Here is a 21,107-nt window from a genome sequence, read left to right as displayed (position 1 = left end):
ACTGACATCCCGTCAGGAATATTTGATCAGCCGCTCGAAGCAGGGTGTTCTGTTCGGGCGGGTGCGGAAGTAGCTGCGAGGAGAAATGCCCCACCCCTTTGTCGGCGGGGCGTTCTTGCGGGCGGCTGCCCGATCCAGATCACGGTAGCCACTGTGAGGTTCGCGGAAGAGGGGTTCGGGTGCCGCGGCCAGTCGATGGCGTCTCGTAAGACAGGTGCGCACCGAGTACCTGGATGGTGTACGGGCGCCCCCGGCCGGACCCGCCCCCGGTCTCCCTGCCGGGGCCCGGCCGTGGTGTGAGGGATCTTCTCCAGACCCGTGCCCGCTATGAGGAGTACGCCAGGAGCCTGCCGTGGTCGATCGAGCCCCTGCCCGGCTGGGAGGGCGAGAAGCAATTCCACAGCGGCTACCGGTCCGGCAAGGCCGACAGCCCCGGCTCGTCGACGCGCGCATGGCGCTCAAGCACATCCACGAAGACAAGGCGTAGCTGAGGCCCGGAGGGCGTCCAGCCTGGACGGGAACCGGGTTGGCTGAGCCGGACGTCAAGAGTGCTGCCCCTTGGCTGCGGGCCTGGTCACAGGATGTCGTCCGGGGTGAGGTCGGGGCGCAGGCGGTGCCAGGTGGGTTGGCGAAGGAGGCCGGCGCGGGTGCGGGTCGCGTAGCGGACTTCGCCGACGAGTCGGGGGAGCACCCATCGTGCTCCGGTCACGGCGGGTGGGGTGTCGAAGGGGCAGGTGTCCGTTGCAGCGGCCCGGAGGAGGTGAGCGAGAACGGCGCGTTGTTTGTCGCTCCATCCGGTGCCGATGCTGCCCGCGTACCGCAGGCGTCCGTGCTGGGGCTGGCCGACGAGGACGGCGCCGGGCAGGCCGGTGAGCCGGCCGCGGCCGGGGACCCACCCGCCGACGACCACGTCGGCGACCTGCAGGTTGCGGATCTTGATCCAGGCGCGGGAGCGGACGCCGGGTTCGTAGACGGAGGTGAGCCGTTTCGCGATCAGCCCTTCCAGGCCAGCGGTCCGGGTCATCTCCAGGGCCTGCGCTCCGTGCCCGGTGACGGCTGACGGTGTCGACCAGAAGGCTCCCTGCAGTTCGAGGCTCTCCAGCACGGCGCGGCGTTCGGTGTACGGCGCCCGCACCAGGGAGTCCTGTCCCAGGTAGACGGCATCGAACAGGACCAGATGCACGGGCACCGAGGCCGCCATGCGGGCCGCTTTCGTGGGGGATCCGGTCAAGCCCATCCGGGACTGGAGCCGCTCGAAATTGCTGCGCCCCTCGGGGTCCAGGGCCACGATCTCCGCGTCGAGAACCGCGGACTGGCTGAGAGCGGACCCGAGTTCCGCGAGCTCCGGGTAGGCGGAGGTGATGTCCGTCCCGGAGCGGGCCCGCAGGAGGACGGTGCCGTCGGCGGGCAGGTAGACCATGGCCCGCTGGCCGTCCTGCTTCACCTCGAACGCCCAGTGCTCGTCCCGGGCCGGCAGCGGGCCGGGGGTGGCGAGCATCGGCTCGATCCGCGGCAGTACAACCATGGCGGAGGGGACTCTGTCAGGATGCGCTGCGCTTCTTTGCGGCCGTCTTTTGGGCGGTGGTCTTCTTCGCCGCGGTCTTCCTGGCCGGGGCCGCCTTCGGCCCCGTCTTCTTGCCGGGCCGCATCTCGTGCACCGCCCCCTCCTTCGCCGCCTGGTCGACCGGCTCGCCGCGCGCCTCCCTGGCCGCCTTCACCGATGCGTTCAGGGCGGCCATCAGGTCCACGACCTTGCCCGGCTGCCGCTCCTCTGCGGCTGGGGCGGGGGGCCGCTTGCCCTCCGCCTTCGCTTCGATCAGCTCCTCCAGGGCGTCGCGGTACTCGTCCCGGAAGCCGGCGACGTCGTCCTGGGCCATGGTCTCGGCGAGCTGGACGGCCTGGTCGACCTCGGCCTCTTCGAGGTCGACGGACTTCGGGGCGAGGGAGGCGGGGCTGCGGATCTCGTCCGGCCACCGCATGCCGTGCAGCACGATCGCACCTTCCCGCACCCGCAGCAGCCCGAGCCGCTCCCGGCCGTGCCACGCGAATTTCGCAACCGCGACCTTGTCCGCCCGCTCCAGCGCTTTACGGAGCAGGGTGTACGGCTTGGCGGCGACCTGTCCGTCGACCGCAAGGTAGTAGCTGTCGCCGATCCGGACCGGGTCGATGCTGTCCGCGTCGACGAACGCGACGATCTCGATCGCCTTCGCGGTCGGCAGAGGGATCTCGGCGAGTTCCTCGTCTGTGACCGGCACCATCTCGTCCCGGGTGAACTCGTACCCCTTGCCGATCTCGTCCTGCGGCACAGTCTCGCCGTCGATCTCGCACACCTTCCTCGTACGCACGCGGCCCATGTCCTCCAGGTGGACCTGATGGAACCGGACCGAACGGTCCTCGGTCGCGGAGACGACCTTCACCGGAATCGTGACCAGGCCAAAACTGATCGCGCCGGTCCACACGGGCCTTGGCATACCGACCAACCTCCAGCCCCCGCACACCTTCTACCCCGATCCTGATCCCGGCCCGGACCGTACGCATCTGGATCAGCTGGCCGCACCAGTCATAGTCGTCTCCGCCCTGGTTCGGGGCCCGGCGACGCGATCGGCATGGCGGAGGTCATACCAAGATCACTCCCAGTATGGGTGTTCTTTTCGAGATTGCGTGCCGATTGCCCGTTGGGTGCCGACGGAACTGTCCGATCAGGACGGACTTATATAGAAGATGGGAGCAAATGCCCGAATGGCATTGGTCAGAGCGTGTCACTACGCTCACGGAGCGCGAACCCCGCTCTTCTCACGGACCAGGGGTTCGCGCTCCCAATGTGATGACGACCCAGGAGGTCGCAATGCCTTCGTCCCCGGATCACTCCCGAGCCAAACGCCCCTGGCATCGGCTCAGGGGTGACAGTAACAAACTGGCTGCGGGCGACAACATGCCTGTCAACAACAAGGAGTTCGCAGGCAACACCGCCCGTCGTTCCTCCGCCGCCGCCGGTGTCGCTCTCCCGCCGGTGTTCATCGTTCCCGGCTCGCCCGGATACGCAGCCCTGGCTCTCATGCTGGCCCCGGTGGCCCTCTGGGCGCTCGTCGTATGGCTGAGCAGCCGCAGCGGACCGACATCCGGCTGACGGCCTCTCAGCCGTGAATCGGGCCGCCTCGCCTACGAAACGGTCAGGCGGCACCACTTTTGAACACGCCACCCGGGCGACGGAAGCCCCTTTCGTCGCCCGGGCCCGACCTGGCAGAGAGCAGCACCATGGGGAACACATTTTCGTCAGACAACTGTAAATGGTGTGGCGGCGACCGAACACCGAAGCACACCGGGCGGCCTGGGCAGTACTGCAGCACGAAATGCCGTCAGGCGGCCCACGCCGAACGGCACAAGGCACCGCCGCCCGACACCTCCGTCTTCGACCACTTCCTTCACGGCGAACTGGAGGCGGCCCGCGCGGACATCCGCGCTCTTCAGCACGAGCTGGCCTCCCCTGCCTTACCAGCTGAGCAGCCGCTGGAGCGGCTGCTCAGCCTGCAGCGGCGCATCGAGCAACTCGTGCCGGCGACGGTGGGCCGCACGAAGCAGGCGGGCAAGTCCTGGGAGGACATCAGCCAGATGCTCGGCCTGAACAAGGACACCGCCCGCAAGAAATACAACCCCTCGGCCGTGCAGCGGTCGCTGTCCCGCCCGCACACCAAGGGACCCGCGGCCCGGCCGGCGCCGCGAACCACCCCGGCGTCCTCCGCACCGCCGGGCCCCCTCCCGCCCATCCCGGCCGCACGGCCCTCCCCTGCCGACGACGGCCCCCGCACCGAGGCGATCGTCGAAGAACCATCGGACAGAACCGCCGCCCCCGACCCGACCGACTTCGCCTGCGTGCTGAGCAGCCTCCAGCGTGCCTCCCGCCACAGCCTGCGCACGCTCAGCAAGAAGGCCAGGCTCTCCCCGAGCTTCCTGTCGCGGACGATGAACGGCGAGCGGTTCCCGAGCTGGGAGGCGACGGTAGCGATCGCCTACGCCTGCGGCGCCGACCCCGAAGCCCTCAGAAAGGTCTGGGAAGACGCCGACGCCCGCCGCCGCAAGGCCACGCCCCAGGACCTCGCCTGCGCCCTGCGCTACCTCCACCAGCGCGCAGGCAACCCCGCCCTTTGGTCGATATCCGTCACCAGCGGGTACGCCCTGCACCAGAACCACATCGCCGCCCTCCTCAACGGCACCACCCCCGGAACCTGGGAAGACGTCCAGAAACTCGTCCAGACCCTCGATGGAGAATGCTCCTACTTCGAACCTCTCTGGCAGCAGGCCGCCGCCAAGCAGCCACCCATGCCTCCGCCCGCCCCGACAGCCACCCGGGGAACCGCCACCCGGCTCGAAGACCTCATCGCCGCCTTCGGGAAGGTCCTCAGCACCACCGGCCGCCCCACCACCCCGCGGCGCTTCCTTCCCACCCCCATCGAGGCCGCCACCGCCTGGTACAGGACCACCCCCCGCCCCCACCCCACCGCATGAACCGGCAACCCAGACCGCGCGGGTGACACTCCGCCCGCGCGGTCAGCATGTCCGTGTCGTGGCCGTCGGCCCCACCGCTCTCCGGACACGGTGCGCGCCGCCGCGCCGTCCTTCATCCTTGATCGGCTGTTTTGCGGCACTGTTGGCCGGATGATGCCGCCCGGGGAACGAGTTCCTCCGTATCGACCGTAGCCGTCAACGGAGTTGGGCAGCATGCGCATTGAACTCACACAACTACTGCATGCAACCACTGGGGGGCAGATGGTACGGCCGAAGGAAACCGACTACACCGGCACGCTGACGATGCTGCACACCGCCGTGACAAGCACGGGGACCGATCTGCGGGACGCGATCGGCAAGGGCATCGAGAAACTGGAAGCGAGCGGTCAGGCCGCCCAGGAGACCACGAAACAAGCCGTGGTCGACGAGCTCAGCCGGATGCGCACAAACCTGCGGGAGGCCCGGGACCGGCTGACGGCCGGCGGGGAGATGCTGAACGCGGAGGTACATTGGGCCGTCGCCGAGCTCCGGGACGAGATGCGCGAGGTGCGGGAAGCAGTCGAAGCTCTTACCCCACCCGGCCCGGCTGAGCCGACGGCTCCCTTCACCGCCGACGGGTCCGGGCCGTTTGTGCACGAGGCTCCGCCGCCGGAGACCACCGGGTCCCTCACCGTCGCAGCCGGACCGGCCCCGGCGGCCGTGGCCGTCCAGAACACCACGCCGCAGAGCACGGCGACCGCCACGGTCCCGGAACAGCGCAACGGCAACGACACGGGCGACGCGGACAATCCGGTGGTACCGGTGGAGGAGATCCGGCGCGCCGTCCGCGAGGCCATGACCGAGGAGCTCGCGACGCTGCGATCAGCCCTGGAGAAACAGTCCCTCGCGTCGCTGACCAGTGTCCGTGACGACGTGCGGGCGCAGCTGGGCGGGGCGGTCGGTGTGCTGCGAGGGCAGTTGGAGGCGGCGCGGGAGGAATCGCGTGCCGGGCTCGCTGCTCTTCGTGAGGAGGCGGCCAAGTGGCGGGCGGAGGCGGAGCAGAAGGCGGCCGCGGAGCCAGAGGCGGTCAAGGTGACCGAGGCGCACAGGGCGCTGCTGCGGGAGGCGGCCCGAGTGTCGTCGGCGACGGTGTTGTGTCATCGGGACGCGTGGGAGTTCATCACGGCCCACGCGGGAGGGCAGCCGCACTTCCGGGCGCCGACGCAGGTTCTCGACCAGGGTGAAGAGCGTGTCCGTGCGGCGCTCTCCGGGCGATCGCTGATCGCTCTGCTGATCGCTCTGTACTCGGTCAGGGAGACCGCGGTCGAGGGGGACGGCGACCAGGAGCTGGCCACCGCGCTCTACGAGCGGGTCCAGGAGAGCCTGTCCGACCTGTCCACGGCGGGCCACCCCGTCACCATCACGCTGGACGACCGCGTTCCGGCCGAGGACGCAGCGCCGTCCGTGGAACCCGATGCCCCGGCCCCGGGCCCGGCGGGTGCGGATGAGCCGCAGGCCGGGCCCAGCCGCGGCACCGGTGAGCCAGACGGCGTCGAGGGCGAGAAGGAGTAGCCGGCCGCCTTCGGTCCGACGACGCCAGGAATGGGAGGGCCCGTGCGGATCACGTATCTGTACGGGCCTTCACGCGGGAGCTGTGGTGGTCGCCGCCGTGCCTACCAATCGTCAGCGACCTCCTCGCTCGTTCCGGGGCCCTCGGGCTCTACAGGTGCTGCTGGATCCACCAGAAACCGAGGCCGACGAGTCCCGCACCGGTGGCGTATGCGGCACCGCGAAGGGCGCTGGAGAGCAGGGCGTGGCGTCGGCGTACGAGCCAGTGCTTCGTGTGGTGGATTCGCTTGGTTGAGGCTGCGGTGCGGGGGCTACTCTGCACGAGGCGCTCCGTTCTTTCGGGTGCTGTGTTGAGGTCCGGCGGGGGCTGGGCGGCGTAGGAACCTTCGGCCCCGGCCGGACCTTCGCTGGTTGAGGGATGCCCGACGCTGGGCTATTTGAGGATCCACCTGCGGCGGGCATTCACGCGCGGGTTGGATGTTGTTCTGCTGACAACGCCGGGTTGTTCGCAATAATCCTTGAAGGAACGTCAAGAGTGAGTGGGACCAAGCGGCCGGGCCGCCCGTGGGCGGCTGCGAAGGGGCACTGCTCCGAGATCAATGATCTTGTCGGCATCGTCAGGTCGTGGCTGGATGAAGCAACGATGAACGTTTCGCAGTTGCACGCCCGACTCGTTCCGGACCACTTTCACGACAAAGCGGTCCCCTCGCTTCGGAAGCTGCGTGAGCGGCTTGCCGGCGACGGACTGACATGGGACCTGGTCGAGGCGGTCGCGGACACGTGCTTTCCCACGAGCCCCAAACAGTGACGAATCATCGCTTAGGTCCCGCCCGTGCCTTGTGGGACGCCGCTCAGGCGCACCCCACCGTGCTCGCTTTCGACGGCGAGCCAGCAGTATCCGCCCGCGAGGTCTTCCAGGCCCAGGAGCGAACCCTCAACGCGCTGGAGGAGCTCAACCGAGTACGACAGGCCTACGAAGCCAGCGAGCGTGCACGTAACCAGTCGCTGCAGGTTGCCACGGTCCTCTTCAATCTGCTGGGCCAGGCGCAGGCTCAGATCTCCGGGCTCACACGCCGCCTGGACGCCCTGACCGCAAACCCAGACCCCGACACCACAGATGTCGGCTCCCTGCGGCACCGTCTGGGACGGGCCACGGCGCAGAAAGGAGACCTGGAACTCCAACTCGCCCGTGCGGAAACCGAACGAGCAAAAGCACAGGCTGTCGCAGACATGGCAGCACGCCGGATCCTCGTACTGGAAGCCGAGATCCAGGAGCTCCGCACCACAGGCAATCCGGGCGCCTCACCCCAGCCGGACCCAAGCATCCAGCTTCCTCAGCAGCTCACCGGCCTCCACGACGAGGACACCACACTCGACCGAGTAGACGAAGCGCTCCAGACCGCCCGATTCGTACTCGACCGTGAGCATGACACGGTCAAGGAAATCGCCGACGAGCTCGGGTGGAGCGGCTCCCTTGCGGCCCCACGAGAGACGAGGCAGGAAGTCCCGGCCTCTGGCGAGCTTAGAGAGGACAGCTGGGGTGCCGTCACAGGGTTGTCCGGAACAACCCCGAACAACCCTCCCAGCAGGAGCGAAGGGCCGGGAGCCGAGCTGGTCGCGCGGGGGGAATCAGACCGATTTCGCTTCGTCGGGGCCGCGACTCGGCGCATCGCTCGCGGGATCGACCTCGACGAGATCATGCTGGGGCTGTGCCGGGCCAGCGTGCCGACGTTCTCCGACGCCATACTGGTCTACCTCCGCGACCCGCTGCCAGTCGGTGACGAGCGGCCGGTCTCCCCGTTCGTGCTGCGGCTGCGCCGCTCGGACGGCCTGCAGCTGGACGAAGACGAGGCAGATACCCTGGCCGAGGCCGAGCGGCTGGGCCTGCCGATCGTCGCCCCGCACAGCGACCTGCCACTCCCTGTCGAGCTGTGCGAGGTCCGCTCGGGCGGCGCGCTGGCAGAGGTGCTGCGCGGGGTACGGCCGGTCTTCGGGGACTCCGCGGCGGCCCGCGCGGCGCTTCCCGAGCTGCTGGGCGCCGACCCGTCCGTTCCCACCGGGCATCGCGCGATCCTGGCCCCGCTGCGCGGCCGGCGGCGCGTGATCGGCGCCGCCGTTTTCCTGCGTGCCCCCGAACGGCGCGCGTTCGAATGGGACGATCTCTTGGCCGCCGCCCAGCTCGCTACCCAGGCCGCGCTCGGCATCGACAAAGCCGTGCTGTACGGGCGCGAGGCGTACATCGCCAGCGAGCTCCAGCGCACCATGCTGCCCGACTCGCTGCCGCAGCCGACCGGCGTCCGCCTCGCCTCCCGCTATCTCCCGGCCGCCGAGACGGCCCGGGTCGGCGGCGACTGGTACGACGCGATCCCGCTGCCCGGCAGCAGGATCGCCCTGGTCGTCGGCGACGTCATGGGCCACTCCATGACCTCCGCAGCGATCATGGGCCAGCTGCGCACCACCGCGCAGACCCTGGCCCAGCTCGACCTGCCGCCCCAGGAAGTACTGCACCACCTCGACGAACAGGCCCAGCGGCTCGGCAGAGACCGCATGGCCACCTGCATGTACGCGGTGTACGACCCCGTCGCGCACCGCATCACCATCGCCAACGCCGGGCATCCGCCGCCCGTCCTGCTCCACTTGGACGGCCGTGCCGAGGTGCTGAAGGTGCCGCCCGGTGCCCCGATCGGCGTCGGCGGAGTGGACTTCGAGGCGGTCGAACTGGACGCACCGGCCGGAGCCACCCTGCTCCTGTATACCGACGGTCTGGTGGAGTCCCGGAAACGCGAGGTCTGGACCGGCGTCGAGATGCTGCGCGAACGGCTCGCCGCCGCCCGGCTGACCGGCCGGGACCACTCGCCGCCGCTGGAGGCGCTGTGCGACGACGTCCTGGACATGCTCGGTCCCGGTGACCGGGACGACGATGTCGTCCTGCTCGCCGCCCGTTTCGACGGCATCGCGCCCAGCGATGTCGCCTACTGGCACCTGGAACCGAAGGAGACCGCCCCGCGACAGGCCCGCAGTTTGATCCGGCAGACGCTGAACCGATGGGGGCTCGACGAGCTGTCGGACTCCGTGGAGCTGCTGGTCAGCGAAGTAGTCACCAACGCGGTCCGTTACGCGGAGCGCCCCGTGACGCTGCGGCTGCTGCGCACCGACTTCCTGCGCTGCGAGGTCGGGGACGACGCCCCACAGCTGCCCCGGCAGCGCCGCGCCCGCGGCATGGACGAGCGCGGGCGCGGCCTTGTCGTGGTGAACCGACTGGCCAGGCGATGGGGAGCGACCCGGCTCTCGACCGGCAAGGTGGTCTGGTTCGAACTGACCCTGCCATCAGATCGACTACGGCCTAGTTGATGCAATGCCAGTTAGCCGAGCGGAGCCGCCATGCTGGGCGGCGCGCTCGGCCCGAGCGCGCCGGAGCGCGGTTTCCTGGGTAGCGGCGGCCTGACGACGGTGTAGGAAGCGGGCCGCCTTGATCGGGGCCGGCGCATCATCCGCCACGACGTCGGGCTCGGGGAACGCCCGGCGCGACAGCTCCCGCATCGCGGCAGTCTGCCGCTCCACCGCCTCCGCGATGCCCAGGTCCGCCAGGGACGGCCGGGCGGCCTGCCGGTGCGCATCGATCGCGCGGCGGTAGCACTCCGGCGGGGTCCGGCGCTCCACCGTCACGGCGGGCACGGTCGGTTGCGAGGCCGGGTCGGCGGCCGCCGTAGCAAGGCCAGCCTTCGCGGGCGCGGGCGCAAGGACGTGGACGGCGCGGACGTTCTGCGAGCTCGGGCGTGGCCGCGGCAAGGATGTCGTCGAATTGGGCGAGGACGCTGCCGCCGACGGCCGGGGCGACCATGCCACGCTCGGTCATCATCATGCCGATCGCCGCACCGAGCCCGACCGGGCCCCGGCCGTCGCGCCGCACGACGGCGCCGGTGCGCCCTGAGTACGTTGGCGGCCGCCAACCTGACCGCCTGCCAGGGCCTGCTCCTCGCCGCGACTGACTACGCCCACCGCACCTTCAACTGCGCCGGGCTCAGCGCCCTGATCCATGAACTCACCCAAGGCCCCCGCGCCACGTTCGAGCCTCCCGCGCTGACAGCCCTCCTGGACCGCGTCCGTGCCGCGCACCGGGCCGAGAGCGGCCACGCCGGGCACAGCCGTGTCCCGGACGCCATCACCTGGCCGAACATCGCAACGGCTTCCATGCCCGAGCTGAACCCCACCCCCTGAACCCGTCCACTGGAAGTGCGATTACCAGGGGCGGAGCTCGGTGGTCAGTTCCTCCCACCACTGATGTTGGCGTTCGTCTTCGGGGTCGGGGCAGGGGCCGAGGGCGAGGACCTGGTCGTCGACGTGGTAAGTGAGGCGGTAGAGCAAGACACGGGTCGCACACTCGAGCCAGCGTTCAGTGTCTCGTGCTGGTGGGGCCGGGCCGAGCACGGTCGCAAACCACGCGGGCAGGAGCAGGCGGTTGCTAACTGCGTCGGCCAGATTGCTGCGTAGCGCCAGGGTCAGCCGCTGCTCCGCACGCTGGCCGGCGGCGATGGCCGGCTGTTTGTCGGCGTTGGCCGCCCGGTCCGCAGCGAGGGCCGCGGTGGACGCACGTGCCTCGAAAGCCTGCCGGGCAAGGCCCTGGTGCTCGGTTGCCTCGCGCGCGATGACGGAGCGCAGCTTGGTGGCGGCCTTGGCATGGGGCTGCGTGTTGTAGCGGGTGGAGAGCAGCGTGCCGACCAGGGCGACGGCTTCCTCCCGGGTCGCCTGGTGCCGCGCCTGGGCGTCGTGGAAGCGTTGCACCCGGTTCTGGTGGTAGGCGCGGAGGGCGCTGGTGAGGAGGACATCGGCGGCGTCCCACCCCGACTCCATCGTGGCGGCCAGGGCGCGCTGGTCCTTGGTGAAGGTGTCCAGGTCTGCAGGAGGGACGTTCCCGACCGCCATGATCTGGCCTTCCAGCAGCCGAACGTGCTGGGTGAGCCTCTTCACCGTCCGCTCCGCAGTGTCGACGCGGTCGTCAAGCTCGTCGACCCGGCCGTCGACTTCCCCGGTCGTGGCCTCCAGGCCGGAGATGTCGTCGCGAAGAGAACGAAGCTCGTGGTCCAGGTCCTCGGTATAGCCGAACCGGGACTTCAACCGCTCGTGCTCGCCCTCGAGGTCGTCCAGCCGACTGTCGAGATCGTTTACGCGCCGGTCGGTATCGCGGACCCGCCGGTCGGTGTCCCGGAACTGGGAGTCCAGAGCGTCGCTCACTTCCCTGCCTCCTGTCCGTCTGCGGCAACTGTTCCCACGAAGGCCCAGCCGATCACGAGGGCGACGATGAACCAGGGCGACAGGACGCCCAGGACGATCAGGACGAGCAGGACCCCCATCGCGTGCAGGGCGATGGACGCGGTGCGGCGGGCGAGGTGGTTCTTCACGGTCGCCTTGAGCGGCCAGCCGAAGAAGGTGGCCACCAGGTGGGGCACGACCAGGGCGTACCACCCGTCCGAGTACCCCAGCAGACGGAAGGCGAGGATCAGCACGATCGCCACCGCGCTCTGGATCCGCCAGGACCAGAAGATGACCTTCTCGCTGCGTACCCGCTCCGGTTCGGCCAGGAGGGCCGGCATCTGCTGCTCGTACGCCATCAGCGTCTGCGCGCGTTCCATCAGACCGTCGAACGCCTCGTCCGGAATACTCTCATCCTCGCCTTGGACGACGGTGAGAGCGTGCTGATCGGCCAGAGCACGGACCAGCTTCTCGTGCTGCTGGTGCACCTCGTGTCCCGTCTGCGCCTCGCCCACCGGGCCCCCTCGCTCCGAGCCCTCCCCCTGCTTTCCGAAGGCGAGCGAAACGAGTATCGCGACAGCCGGACGGGCCCGCTGGATCTTGACGAAGGATGGCGCGAACCCCACCATCCCGGCCTGAACCAGGCCTGCCGGGTGCATGCCTTCCCCGTGGTGTAGGTTCTCACTTTCAATGTCAGGCGCCGACGTTGTGACCTGGACGTTCCCCTGCAGCCTTACGACGTGACGGCCATCGGCTGTCTCAGGGCGATGTCATTTCCTCAGGCTGTCCGTCAGCCATCCGTTCCATCCACTCGCGCACGGTCACTGCGTGCTCGATGCGGTTGACGATGTCCTTCTTGGATGCCGGGTCCAAGGTCTCCGCGATCTTGTCGAAGGTGTCGGGAAGGACGTCGAGGAGACCCCCAGATCTGGCCCCGACTGGTTCCTGGCCGCGGCGGCCGTCGTCCCGGTGCCCGATGACGAGGACGACGGTGTGGTGCGGCTGGTGGACGACGACGAACTCGGCAAACACCCCAATCCTGCGGCCGTCCTGCAGTCCTGGCTCGACTCCCCCGCCACCGGTGAGATCCTCTCCCGCTCCGAGGTCTACCGCGCCGTCGTGAGGTCCCGCTACCGCACCCTGGAACACCTGCGCCAGATCCCCGCCGACGAGGTCCTCGCCAACCACGAACCCGACGTCACCCTGAAGATCCTGCTGTACCGCTGCGGACGCAGCACCGACCGGTGGGAGGCGCTCGCCGCTGCCATGACCTTCGACTACAACGACGAGAAGATCACCTTCGGGGAACTCCTCGACTCCCTGGACCCGACGCCCGCAGAGGCGCAGACATCCTGACAGGCTGCTTCGACTATGTGCCGCCAGGGCGAGTTCACCATCCTTCGACCCTTGCACCGCATACGGTGGCCTCGCCGCCCGCACACACGCCCGGCACGGCGGGGAGCGGCGGCATGCATCGCAGACACGGCACGGGAGGAAGACCGGGATGACGCAGGCCGCGGTGAGCGAGCTGGACGAGCGGGTGCCGGGGCGCCGTTGGACAGTGCGTCTGGACGCCGCCGGCCGGGGCAGTGCGGCCGTACGCATCTCATGCAGCCGTCCCGCCTGCGCCGAGCAGCGCCTGCCGTCCGCGGCCGCCGGCCGTGCGGCCGCCATCGCCCACCTCAAGGCCCACCTCCGCGCCGCCCCCGCCCCCAGGCCCCAGGCGTACTGCGTATGCAAGCTTCAGGGCTGCCACACCCACCTCCCGGACACCGGCCGGCATACGCGTACCGAGCCCTGGTGGTGCGGCGGTCCGGTCGTTCTGGCCGTGATCACGGATCGGGAAGGGCGCTGGTGGCAGGCCATGGAGTGCTGCTCGAGGTGCGCGGCCGCCACTCCCGGAGGAAAGATCGCCGCCACCGCCCAGGCGTCCAGCCCGCCAACCACCGGCCGCCCGGCCCTCACCGCCACGGACACCGGCGCGGGCGCAGGTGGGCCGCAGTTCTCCGACCGCCCGGTCGCCGTCGGGGCGGGGGTTCCGGCTCCCCGCTCGGTACCTGCGCGGTGCCGCCCGCCGCAGGCGAAGATCGCCCAGCGGGTCATCCCCCACGACCTGCGGCCGGTCACCTTGCGGGACGAGCTCATCGAACTCGGCGACCTCTTCCGCGCCTACCAGCAGCGCACCGAACCCGACTTGGCGCTGCTCGCCGACCTCCAGGAGCGCAAGGCACGGGCGTTCTCCACCTGGGCCGATGTCACCTGCGACGGTGCCCTGCGGTTGGAGGCCCGGCGTGCCGAGCAGGCCGCTGCCGCTGCCCGCCTCCAGCACCAGCAGCGCACCGGCAACATCACCGGCGGCACCACGGACAACGACGGGCCGGCCGTGACGCGGGTGCTGACCGTGGCACCACAGTGGGAGCACGCGCGCTCGGTCCTCGCATACGTGGCCGACCACAGCCCGCTGCCCGGCCCGGAGGCACGGCTGCTGGTGCTGATGCTGACTCTGCGCACCGCGCACACCGGCACCGGCAACCTCGTCGGACAGGACATCGCTGCGCTGGGCCTGACCGGCCCGGAGGACCTGGTCGAGGAGCTGACCGGCTGCGGCTGGCTCACCCTGCCCGGCACCGCCGGGGACCTGCTCGCCTCCCGGCCGGAGAACCCCACTCCGGTCCGTGTTCCCTCCCTGGTGCCCCGCGAGGACAAGGCGGGCCCGTTCACGTTCGGCAAGAAGATGCGGCCCAAGCTCTCCGGCTGGGCCCAGAAGGTCATCTCGGACAAGAAGCTCCGCAAGACCAAGGCCACCGCCGCAACCCGGCTGCTCGCCCTGACGCTGGCCACCCAGACCAACGCCTCGGGACGCCTCGGCCCCGGCGGCCAGGGCATCGACCTGACCGCCCTCGCTGCTTGGGTGCCGGTCGGTTCCGAGGAGCTGCAGCACCTGGTCGACCAGCTGGCGCAAGCGGACTGGCTCACCAACGTCGGCCTCACCGGCACCCACCTCACCGGGCAGCTGACCGAACGAATCCTCCCGCTCACCTGCCCCCTCCGGGCGTGAGGCACAGCAGCCGTCCGAGTGAGCCCGCGACGCAGTCATTTTCTGGCCCGCCCATCGGCTCCGGTGTGGAGGTGGGGTGTCAGTTCTCGTGGATCACCCGTCGCGCAGTGCTTCGAGTTCTGCCCGGGTCAGGGTGAAAGGAGGGGTGCGGCCCTTCCAACCCTGTTCGACGGCGTGCCGCAGGCCGGCCGACGGTAGTTGTCCGTCGTAGCCGGGGGCCGTATGGGTGATGTCGTCCAGGAGCAGGCCGATGAGCCTGGCCAGCGCGATCGGGCCGCCGCCTGCGTACCCGTAGGTGTAGCCGCCGCCGATCTGCGGTGCGGGGAACACCGTCCCGTCCTGGGTGGTCACCCATACCGAGTTGTGGCCGCGGCCGATGGTCAGATCGGCAAGCGGTGAGTGCGCCGGCAGCCGCTGCGGGGCGACGGTCTCGATTACGTCGCCGGTCCGCGCGGCGGGCATGTCGGTCACCGGGTCGATGAGGATGTCCCTTTCCTGGTCGTCGCCGAGGTACGTGGCGAGCGCGATCCGAGGGCTGGCCTGCAATCGGGACGCCCACCGCCTGGCCTGGACGCAGGAGGACGGGTCCACGGTGATCTTGCAGGAGCCGGGGAAGTACCGGGTGGCGCCCAGGACGTGTCCCAGGCGGGCGCATTCGGTGGCGAGGACGTCGGTGCGGTGCAGGATGCTCCTCCAGCCATCACGCAGGATCTCCTCGGCGACCGGTTGCGGCGGGTGCGGCATGACGGGGCGGGCGGCCACCGCGATGGACGCGATGCCGTCGCTGGCATCGACGTACTCGGTGATCTCCTTGTGTGCGGAGTCCGCACAGTCCCACAGTGCGCGCCGTGCGGTCTCGAGCGCGGCTGCGGCCGCGTGGGAGCCGTCGGGTTCTTCCGCGGCCAGGCGCAGCAGCGGCGCCGGGTCCGGAGTGACGACGGCCGGCATGTGCAAGGTGGGCGCGCCGGGCTTCCAGGCCATCATCAGCTCGGGGTCGCGCAGATTCGAATGCCAGTAGGGGGCGGGCATGCCGAGCACCCGCTCCAGGCGGTGCCAGGTGGTGCCGTAGTGCTTGTCCGGGCCGGCGGCGTCGATCGCCTCCAGGCTCGGTCCGTCAGGAGGGCCGTAGTCGGGTTCGACCACGGCCAGGGCCACAGCGTTCTGGGCCAGTTCGCGCAGCAGGGCGAGGCTCGGGAAAGTCATCCCCGTCTCACCGTCAACCCCGTGGGCGAGCACGACGATCCCGAACTCCGTGTCCCACCGGTACAGCACCCAGTCTTGGCGCCGCTGCGCTCCCAGGAATTGGGACGGTCTGGTCGCCGCCGCGTTCCACAACAGCCGCGTCGTGCTCCCGGAGCGTTTGAACACCACGAACCTGGCCCCCTGACTTCACCCAGTGACTCAATACCGAAGGACCATCCAAGCCGAGTCGGCGGTCGTATGTGGTCAGATCAGCGGAGTGCCGAGGGAGAGTTCCCTGTGAGAGGTCTGCTGGGTGCGAGTGCTCGGGTTGCACGTGCCGGCAGTCGTCGGGGGACGCAGCCGGTCAGCTGGCCCGGTGTCCCAGCCCTGTTCCCGGCCACGGCTCATCAGGCGAAGGCCGATGCGCGCTCACACCTCTCCCTCTCCCGCCGTTCCGGGACTCAGGCGTCCTTCCATGCCCGGAGGAACTTCTGCTGGTCGTCCCAGGCTGTCCGGCTGCGGCCGGCGTGCAGGACCTGCCAGGCCGCGCTTTCCACCTCGCGTAGCCACAGCTCGCCGACGTAGCCGGCGTCGTAGCCGCTCAGGTGTTCCGTACCGATTTCTTTGCCGATCACTCTGGCGACCGCGGAGCGCTGCTCGCTGCTCATCTCCGCCACTGCGCTCAGGAGCTGGTCGGCCAGGGCGGTGCCGTCGCCGTCCACGGCGCGCAGCAGCTGGTGCCGCAGGTTTCCCGGCAACAGGACCGGGTCGTCCGCCGCCCGCCACAACTCGAACCAGAAGTCGTGTGGTTCATCGCTGGGCACAGGCAGGCTCGCCATCAGCGAGACGAGCCGGGCCGTTCCCGCGTAGGCGGGTGCGTGAGCCAGGGCCAGCAGCGCCAGGTCGGCAATCCGTTCCACGCTCAGCTGCCCGGCTTCCAGCTCCGGAGTCATGTTCATCTGGTGCGAGAGCAGCTCCGCGAACGGCTCGGCCTGGTACACGCGGGGAACCAGCATGCCCCACCCTTTCCGTCGTGAACGATCCAACAGCCCCTGATCTTCGCAGTGGTGATCGCACTCCCGCTTGCATTCGCGCGAGTTGGCTTGATCAGCTGCACGGCTCAAAGGCAACCCTGCCGCCGGCCGCGGGTCAGTTCTTTTCGGGTTCGCCGAGGGTCCAGCCGCTGATTGCCGAGATCGGGCCGCGCCAGGTCGGCAGGGTGTGGGTGGTCCGGCCGGAGCGGTGGGTCACGTCCTGCAGGTGAAGGAAGCGGGGGTCGACCTCTCGGCGGCGCCGGCCGTTCTCCGCGGCCTCGTCCAGGTGCCCGATCGCGTGGCGCGCGACCCGGCGCAGGGTGTCGTCGTGGTCGCCGAGCTGGCGAAGGTGCAGGCGTTCCCAGGTGTCGGTGGAGACCAGGGTGCCGGTCACCAGCGCGCCGCCCAGGGCCAGGGTCACCACGATGTCCCGGGCCTCGATGTCCTCATGCTCTGCACCCAGGCGCAGTATCTCCAGGTGCGGGTCGAGCCGGTTCTCCGGCTGGAGGAGCATCCTCAAGGCCGGTTGGACGGCATCTCTCCACGACAACGTACTGATCCCCCTTGCCAGTTGAACGTCTGGGTCGAGTATGTCCCGCTCGCGTGCCGGTGATGCGGGGCCGACCATGGTCCGGTGGGCTCCTCCGGTGAAATGCGCCAGGCAGGCTGAAGGTGTAGCGCCGACGGTACGGTGTCCGCCGGCTGGACCTGATCCACCACTGGTGATCGGCGTTTCACCCCAGCCCTCTGCGCCCCCAAACCAGTGCGCTCTGGCCGGGGGCGCAGCTATGTCTCCGCTGTCACCCCGCTCCGCTCCCCGGCCCGTTCAACCGTCGCGGTGAACGGCACCTCGGCCGTCGGCGAGGTCGTCGTCCAGGGGCCGGTGACCCGCCACCCGCCCCGCTCCAGCGCCCGGGTGGCCGTGGCGGGGTCGAAATCCTCGTCGGGTCCGGTGCCGGTGCAGTAGCCGAGCGGGCCGTCGACGGGGTCGTCGACATAGACGTGCCAGTCGGTGTGGTACTCGGCCCGCGCGGTCAGCGCCGCAGCAGGCGCGGTGAGGTGATCGCGTGTCATGCCCTCACGGTAGGGGCGAGGGTTGGGGCCGTGGCCGGTCTTCCGGATTCCGGTCCGCCGGTCCCTGAGGACAGGTATATGCGGTGGTTGCAGAACGTGGCGACGGCCTCATCGGCGGTGGTCCGTACGATCGGGGAACATGACGACCCGCCGCCAGCTGGGCCCCGGCCCCGCCGAACACCGCTCCCCCGCCGAGGCGAACGCCGACGTTCCCGGTCCCGTTCGTCCCCGGGTCCAGGCGGCCGACGCGGATCTGGACGGGGGCACCCTGTACCGCCCCGACCTCGACTCGCTCGCCGACATGCGCGCCCGCGGAGTGCTCGGCCACCGCCCCGCAGCACCGGATCCCGACTCTCGGACCTACGGCCACGGTGCAGGGCCGCGGGCGGAGAGCTGACAGGGCAACCGCCGCCCCGGGGCAGAGCTGGCCTCGCCGCCAGCGGGCGCCACCGAGCAGTCGCCGGTCGCGCTGAGAATGGGCAGCGTCGGGTCAGGCCGCGTCAGCTGGTTGGGCGCCGGTGCCGCAGGCCTCTCTGCCCCCGCGGGAAACAGCTCCCCTTCCGAGAGCCGGTTCAGGTGGGGTTCAACGGAGTGATACCGGTACCGGCGTACAGCTCGGGCTCAAGCGACAGGACGGTGAGCGGCTCCCCTGCCTTCACCGCGTGCCAGGCGATCGCAGCCGCGTGCGCCACCGGCCAGTCCACGTTCCTCCAGTCCATCGCGTCCACCGCGTGCCGGGTGGTGAACGGGACGTTCTCCGCCGCAGGGACGCCCCGTGCCTGCCCGCGCCCATGACCTGCTGCTCCGCAGCGAGGACCGACAGCGACGGAATGATGACGCGGCCGGTGCCGCGGGAGGCTTCGATGTACAGGCCGGTGAAGAAGGGATCCGCACGGTACAGAGCACGCGACGATGACCTCGTGGTGGTGTTCATGGCGCCTGGGAAAGCAGGGACGCGGCCGACGGTACGGGCGTACCCCGGCGCTTGTAGGCAAGGGCGGCATGGATGCTGTCATCGACAGTGCCGTCGGTGTGGGTGGGGTCGGTCGTTCTGGGCCCGCTGGTCACCCAGGCCGCGCGCCGGTGTCTGCCGGTGCCCCTTCTGAGGGGGAAGGGTGCGCCTCGGAATCGGGGCTGCCGTCGGTCGCCGTGCCATTGTCGCTGAGTGAGGCGCTGTACTGGGGCGCTGCCGGGTTGCAGGCGGGGCATTTGGCCATGCGGACGGGTTCTTCGTCGGGCAGTGTGACCTGGATCCATCTCAGGGAGAGGTCGGGGCCGTCGCAGTTGCCGCACCATTCCGGCAGTGGGCCCAGGCGGGCGGTGGGTACGGGAGCGGGCTCGGGGATGATCCGTTCCCTGGCGCTGGCGGCCTCGAGGAAGGCGGATGCGAGCTGGGCGTGCCCGGTGGCGGTGCGGGTGCGGCCTTCTTCAAGGAGTCGTCGGGCTTTGTGAAGGAGCTCTTCTGCTGTGGTCAGGTGGTCGTACGGGGAGGGCATGGTGTTCGCCTTGTCTGTCAGCTGGGGGATCCGGGTGGCTGGCGCCGGGGGAAGGAACGCCGTGGTCGATCGCGGATCTGCGGAGGCGGAGGGGCACCTCCGCGTCTTTCGGCGATGGTGCAGAACAGGCAGCGCGGGCCTCCCGGGGCATCGGGGTCGAGAGGGGCGCCGGGATGCCGCGGGCACCGGGAGGAGGAACGTGGCCGGGACAGTTCACGGGCGATGATGAACGCCCCGTGCACGAGGTCCGCCGTGAGAGCGAAGTCTTCTTCAGGCGACCGGAAGTTGAGTTCGAAGACGACCTCGTTGATCTGGCGCATGCGCGCGAGCAGTGCTTCGTGGGTGTAGGGCGGGGGTGGTACCTCGTACTGGAGCGGGGTGTTCTGCACTTCCTGCCGGGCGCGGGGATCACCGATCCTGCGGTTGCTGTTGCAGAACAGGCACTGCCCCCACCCTTGGGGGGACTGGGGATCGACCGGGCCGTACGGGTGGATCGAGCAGTTGGTCGAGTGGCGTGCCGGCGCGAGGTTGCGGGCCGTGATGAACACCCGGTACAGCGCGTCCGCGATCGCGTCGTACTCGGTTGGGTCGCCGTATCCGAGGAAGGCCCGGACGCGGTCGTCCGCGCTCGGCAGCCGGGAACGTAGCTCCTTCAAGAGCAAGGGGCGCTTGGTCGGGACGCGGTATGCCGAGTGCTGCGTGAATTCCACAGACGGCACACCACCGTACGCGGCGTGCCGCGTACTGCTTCTGCTGGTCGATGTCACCCCGGGGAACGAACCGATCCATCCCTCTGGATTCTCTCGCCTGGGGCGAGTTGACGTCCAAAGCGATACCCGGGCGGACACCTTGCCGACCGCAGCGGTCAACTTCGCTACACCACAGAAGTGTCTGGTCGATCACGCCGCCTCGTCCGGCCTTCGGTGGCGGGTCAGTACGCCGGCGGACTGGGCGGCGCGTTCGGCGCGGGCACGGCGCAGGGCGGCGGCCTCCGTCGCGGCGGCCTGGCGGCGACGCTGTGCACGGGCCTGATCGATCGGGGCCGGCGCATCGTCGGGGATGGTGTCGGGCTCGGGGAAGGCCCGGCGGGATAGTTCCCGCATCGCGGCGGTCTGCCGCTCCACCGCTTCCGCGATGGCCGGGTCCGTCCGGGAGAGGCGGGTGGCCTGGCGGTGCGCCTCGATCGCGCGGCGGTAGCCGTCCGGCGGGGTGCGGCGCTCCACCGGTGTGACGGGCGTGGTCGGCTGCGGGGCCGGGTCGGCGGCCGCCGGGGCGGTGCTGTCGGTGCGCGCAATACCGGCTGGCGAGGCGGGGGCGCCGGTGTTCAGCCGCTGCCTTCACCGTCGGCGGCCAGTGGTTCCCACGATCATTGCGCGAATGAGAGGCGGTGCAGAGGCGCGGCTTACCATCTCGGAGAAGACCGGCAGTACCACCGAAGGGAACGTTCGTGGCGCAGATCGTCCGGCAACAACATGTGGAAGCGTATGTGGGGTACCACGCGTTCGGGTTGCAAGAATCCGACGACGCGGACCTACCGGTTGCTTTCCCGGACGAGTTCGACTTCGGCGTATTTCTCAGCGCCCATCCCGGGCGCCTGGACATCACCAGCGGCGGCCACACCCACACCGCAACGGTGAACGTCGAGGTATGGGACGGGCCTCCTCCCCCGCAGGATCCGGCTGGCTGGGACGAGCAGGCTGAAGCCGGTCTCGAGTCCACCAGCGGACAACTGGCCATCTGGTCCATGCACACGGGCCGGATGGACGATGTCATCACGCTGGCAGACTCCGGCAGCTCCTGGCGGGTCCGGGTCAGCTGCGCCGGCCGGGCAGAGGCCGCTGCCCTGTCGGAGGGCGAGGGCACCGGAGTCGGGGTGGAGCGCTACCTCATCCAGTTCTGGCCAGCGGACACGTAGACGAGGCGCGCGTCGGCGGGGTGGTCTGGCGTCCGCACCGCCGACGC

25 protein-coding genes are annotated in these 21,107 nt (G+C 69.9%); 11 read left to right on the top strand and 14 right to left on the bottom strand.

The annotated features are described in order from the left end of the window. Window positions 1-574 precede the first annotated feature (574 nt). Both ACFYY6_RS27440 and ACFYY6_RS27435 read right to left on the bottom strand, forming a co-directional pair. Entirely contained in the window at window positions 575-1,525 is a 951-nt protein-coding gene (locus ACFYY6_RS27440; protein WP_389195820.1) for an ATP-dependent DNA ligase, read from the bottom strand. A 16-nt stretch (window positions 1,526-1,541) separates the two neighbouring features. Next, the gene (locus ACFYY6_RS27435) at window positions 1,542-2,471 is read right to left on the bottom strand and encodes a Ku protein (protein WP_389195817.1); all 930 of its coding nucleotides are present in this window, start codon (window positions 2,469-2,471) and stop codon (window positions 1,542-1,544) included. A gap of 461 nt (window positions 2,472-2,932) precedes the next feature. On the opposite strand from ACFYY6_RS27435, the gene ACFYY6_RS27430 reads away from it, so the two are divergent. The 3 genes from ACFYY6_RS27430 to ACFYY6_RS27420 all read left to right on the top strand — a co-directional run bounded on the left by ACFYY6_RS27430 (window position 2,933) and on the right by ACFYY6_RS27420 (window position 6,054). Then, on the top strand, window positions 2,933-3,127 hold the full coding sequence (locus ACFYY6_RS27430) for a hypothetical protein (protein WP_389195814.1): 195 nt from the start codon (window positions 2,933-2,935) through the stop codon (window positions 3,125-3,127). Window positions 3,128-3,255: 128 nt separating this feature from the next. Then, window positions 3,256-4,503, top strand: a complete 1,248-nt coding sequence (locus ACFYY6_RS27425; RefSeq protein WP_389195811.1) for a helix-turn-helix domain-containing protein — start codon at window positions 3,256-3,258, stop codon at window positions 4,501-4,503. A gap of 213 nt (window positions 4,504-4,716) precedes the next feature. After that, window positions 4,717-6,054 (top strand): hypothetical protein, encoded by a 1,338-nt coding sequence (locus ACFYY6_RS27420; protein WP_389195809.1) that lies wholly within the window; start codon window positions 4,717-4,719, stop codon window positions 6,052-6,054. A 148-nt stretch (window positions 6,055-6,202) separates the two neighbouring features. Here the strand turns inward: ACFYY6_RS27420 and ACFYY6_RS27415 are convergent, their stop codons facing one another. After that, a complete protein-coding gene (locus tag ACFYY6_RS27415; protein ID WP_389195806.1) occupies window positions 6,203-6,373 on the bottom strand; it encodes a hypothetical protein in 171 nt (56 codons plus the stop codon). A gap of 213 nt (window positions 6,374-6,586) precedes the next feature. Here ACFYY6_RS27415 and ACFYY6_RS27410 point away from each other — a divergent pair, with 213 nt between their 5' ends. Then, window positions 6,587-6,859 carry a hypothetical protein gene (locus ACFYY6_RS27410; RefSeq protein ID WP_389195803.1) on the top strand — a complete coding sequence of 91 codons (273 nt, stop codon included), beginning with the start codon at window positions 6,587-6,589 and terminating at the stop codon, window positions 6,857-6,859. Window positions 6,860-7,494: 635 nt separating this feature from the next. Continuing rightward, window positions 7,495-9,402 carry a SpoIIE family protein phosphatase gene (locus ACFYY6_RS27405; protein ID WP_389195940.1) on the top strand — a complete coding sequence of 636 codons (1,908 nt, stop codon included), beginning with the start codon at window positions 7,495-7,497 and terminating at the stop codon, window positions 9,400-9,402. Here ACFYY6_RS27405 and ACFYY6_RS27400 read toward each other — a convergent pair. Further along, complete coding sequence (locus tag ACFYY6_RS27400; protein ID WP_389195800.1) at window positions 9,388-9,717, bottom strand: hypothetical protein; 330 nt, start codon at window positions 9,715-9,717, stop codon at window positions 9,388-9,390. The genes ACFYY6_RS27405 and ACFYY6_RS27400 overlap by 15 nt on opposite strands. A gap of 136 nt (window positions 9,718-9,853) precedes the next feature. On the opposite strand from ACFYY6_RS27400, the gene ACFYY6_RS27395 reads away from it, so the two are divergent. After that, the gene (locus ACFYY6_RS27395) at window positions 9,854-9,982 is read left to right on the top strand and encodes a hypothetical protein (RefSeq protein ID WP_389195797.1); all 129 of its coding nucleotides are present in this window, start codon (window positions 9,854-9,856) and stop codon (window positions 9,980-9,982) included. 5 nt (window positions 9,983-9,987) lie between these two features. Beyond that, a complete protein-coding gene (locus tag ACFYY6_RS27390) occupies window positions 9,988-10,269 on the top strand; it encodes a hypothetical protein (RefSeq protein WP_389195794.1) in 282 nt (93 codons plus the stop codon). 21 nt (window positions 10,270-10,290) lie between these two features. Here the strand turns inward: ACFYY6_RS27390 and ACFYY6_RS27385 are convergent, their stop codons facing one another. Both ACFYY6_RS27385 and ACFYY6_RS27380 read right to left on the bottom strand, forming a co-directional pair. Then, window positions 10,291-11,283, bottom strand: coding sequence for a hypothetical protein (locus ACFYY6_RS27385; protein ID WP_389195791.1), 993 nt, complete (start codon window positions 11,281-11,283; stop codon window positions 10,291-10,293). Continuing rightward, window positions 11,280-11,960, bottom strand: coding sequence for a hypothetical protein (locus tag ACFYY6_RS27380; protein WP_389195788.1), 681 nt, complete (start codon window positions 11,958-11,960; stop codon window positions 11,280-11,282). The genes ACFYY6_RS27385 and ACFYY6_RS27380 overlap by 4 nt, the downstream gene beginning before the upstream one ends. A gap of 169 nt (window positions 11,961-12,129) precedes the next feature. On the opposite strand from ACFYY6_RS27380, the gene ACFYY6_RS27375 reads away from it, so the two are divergent. Both ACFYY6_RS27375 and ACFYY6_RS27370 read left to right on the top strand, forming a co-directional pair. Beyond that, a complete protein-coding gene (locus ACFYY6_RS27375; protein ID WP_389195946.1) occupies window positions 12,130-12,657 on the top strand; it encodes a hypothetical protein in 528 nt (175 codons plus the stop codon). A gap of 148 nt (window positions 12,658-12,805) precedes the next feature. Continuing rightward, window positions 12,806-14,359, top strand: a complete 1,554-nt coding sequence (locus ACFYY6_RS27370; RefSeq protein WP_389195785.1) for a hypothetical protein — start codon at window positions 12,806-12,808, stop codon at window positions 14,357-14,359. A gap of 93 nt (window positions 14,360-14,452) precedes the next feature. Here the strand turns inward: ACFYY6_RS27370 and ACFYY6_RS27365 are convergent, their stop codons facing one another. The 4 genes from ACFYY6_RS27365 to ACFYY6_RS27350 all read right to left on the bottom strand — a co-directional run bounded on the left by ACFYY6_RS27365 (window position 14,453) and on the right by ACFYY6_RS27350 (window position 17,649). Next, window positions 14,453-15,730 carry a hypothetical protein gene (locus ACFYY6_RS27365; RefSeq protein WP_389195782.1) on the bottom strand — a complete coding sequence of 426 codons (1,278 nt, stop codon included), beginning with the start codon at window positions 15,728-15,730 and terminating at the stop codon, window positions 14,453-14,455. Window positions 15,731-16,002: 272 nt separating this feature from the next. Then, window positions 16,003-16,557, bottom strand: a complete 555-nt coding sequence (locus ACFYY6_RS27360) for a hypothetical protein (RefSeq protein WP_389195779.1) — start codon at window positions 16,555-16,557, stop codon at window positions 16,003-16,005. Between the two features lie 133 nt (window positions 16,558-16,690). Next, the gene (locus ACFYY6_RS27355; RefSeq protein ID WP_389195776.1) at window positions 16,691-17,089 is read right to left on the bottom strand and encodes a hypothetical protein; all 399 of its coding nucleotides are present in this window, start codon (window positions 17,087-17,089) and stop codon (window positions 16,691-16,693) included. A gap of 272 nt (window positions 17,090-17,361) precedes the next feature. After that, window positions 17,362-17,649, bottom strand: a complete 288-nt coding sequence (locus tag ACFYY6_RS27350; protein WP_389195773.1) for a hypothetical protein — start codon at window positions 17,647-17,649, stop codon at window positions 17,362-17,364. A gap of 139 nt (window positions 17,650-17,788) precedes the next feature. Here ACFYY6_RS27350 and ACFYY6_RS27345 point away from each other — a divergent pair, with 139 nt between their 5' ends. Next, window positions 17,789-18,046, top strand: coding sequence for a hypothetical protein (locus tag ACFYY6_RS27345; protein WP_389195771.1), 258 nt, complete (start codon window positions 17,789-17,791; stop codon window positions 18,044-18,046). 175 nt (window positions 18,047-18,221) lie between these two features. Here the strand turns inward: ACFYY6_RS27345 and ACFYY6_RS27340 are convergent, their stop codons facing one another. The 4 genes from ACFYY6_RS27340 to ACFYY6_RS27325 form a co-directional block, all read right to left on the bottom strand. Then, the gene (locus tag ACFYY6_RS27340; protein ID WP_351518064.1) at window positions 18,222-18,368 is read right to left on the bottom strand and encodes a hypothetical protein; all 147 of its coding nucleotides are present in this window, start codon (window positions 18,366-18,368) and stop codon (window positions 18,222-18,224) included. Window positions 18,369-18,713: 345 nt separating this feature from the next. After that, entirely contained in the window at window positions 18,714-19,145 is a 432-nt protein-coding gene (locus ACFYY6_RS27335) for a hypothetical protein (RefSeq protein WP_389195768.1), read from the bottom strand. Between the two features lie 17 nt (window positions 19,146-19,162). Next, window positions 19,163-19,855: a hypothetical protein gene (locus ACFYY6_RS27330; protein ID WP_389195765.1), complete on the bottom strand. Its 693-nt coding sequence runs from the start codon at window positions 19,853-19,855 to the stop codon at window positions 19,163-19,165. A gap of 189 nt (window positions 19,856-20,044) precedes the next feature. Next, window positions 20,045-20,368: a hypothetical protein gene (locus ACFYY6_RS27325; RefSeq protein ID WP_389195762.1), complete on the bottom strand. Its 324-nt coding sequence runs from the start codon at window positions 20,366-20,368 to the stop codon at window positions 20,045-20,047. A gap of 224 nt (window positions 20,369-20,592) precedes the next feature. Here ACFYY6_RS27325 and ACFYY6_RS27320 point away from each other — a divergent pair, with 224 nt between their 5' ends. Beyond that, window positions 20,593-21,060 (top strand): hypothetical protein, encoded by a 468-nt coding sequence (locus ACFYY6_RS27320; protein ID WP_351518069.1) that lies wholly within the window; start codon window positions 20,593-20,595, stop codon window positions 21,058-21,060. The last annotated feature ends 47 nt before the right edge of the window (window positions 21,061-21,107 follow it).

It is taken from the genome of Streptomyces sp. NPDC001750 (assembly GCF_042892615.1).
GTDB lineage: Bacteria > Actinomycetota > Actinomycetes > Streptomycetales > Streptomycetaceae > Streptomyces.
Note: the sequence above shows the minus strand (reverse complement) of the source record. Positions and strands in the feature narration are given on the sequence as shown.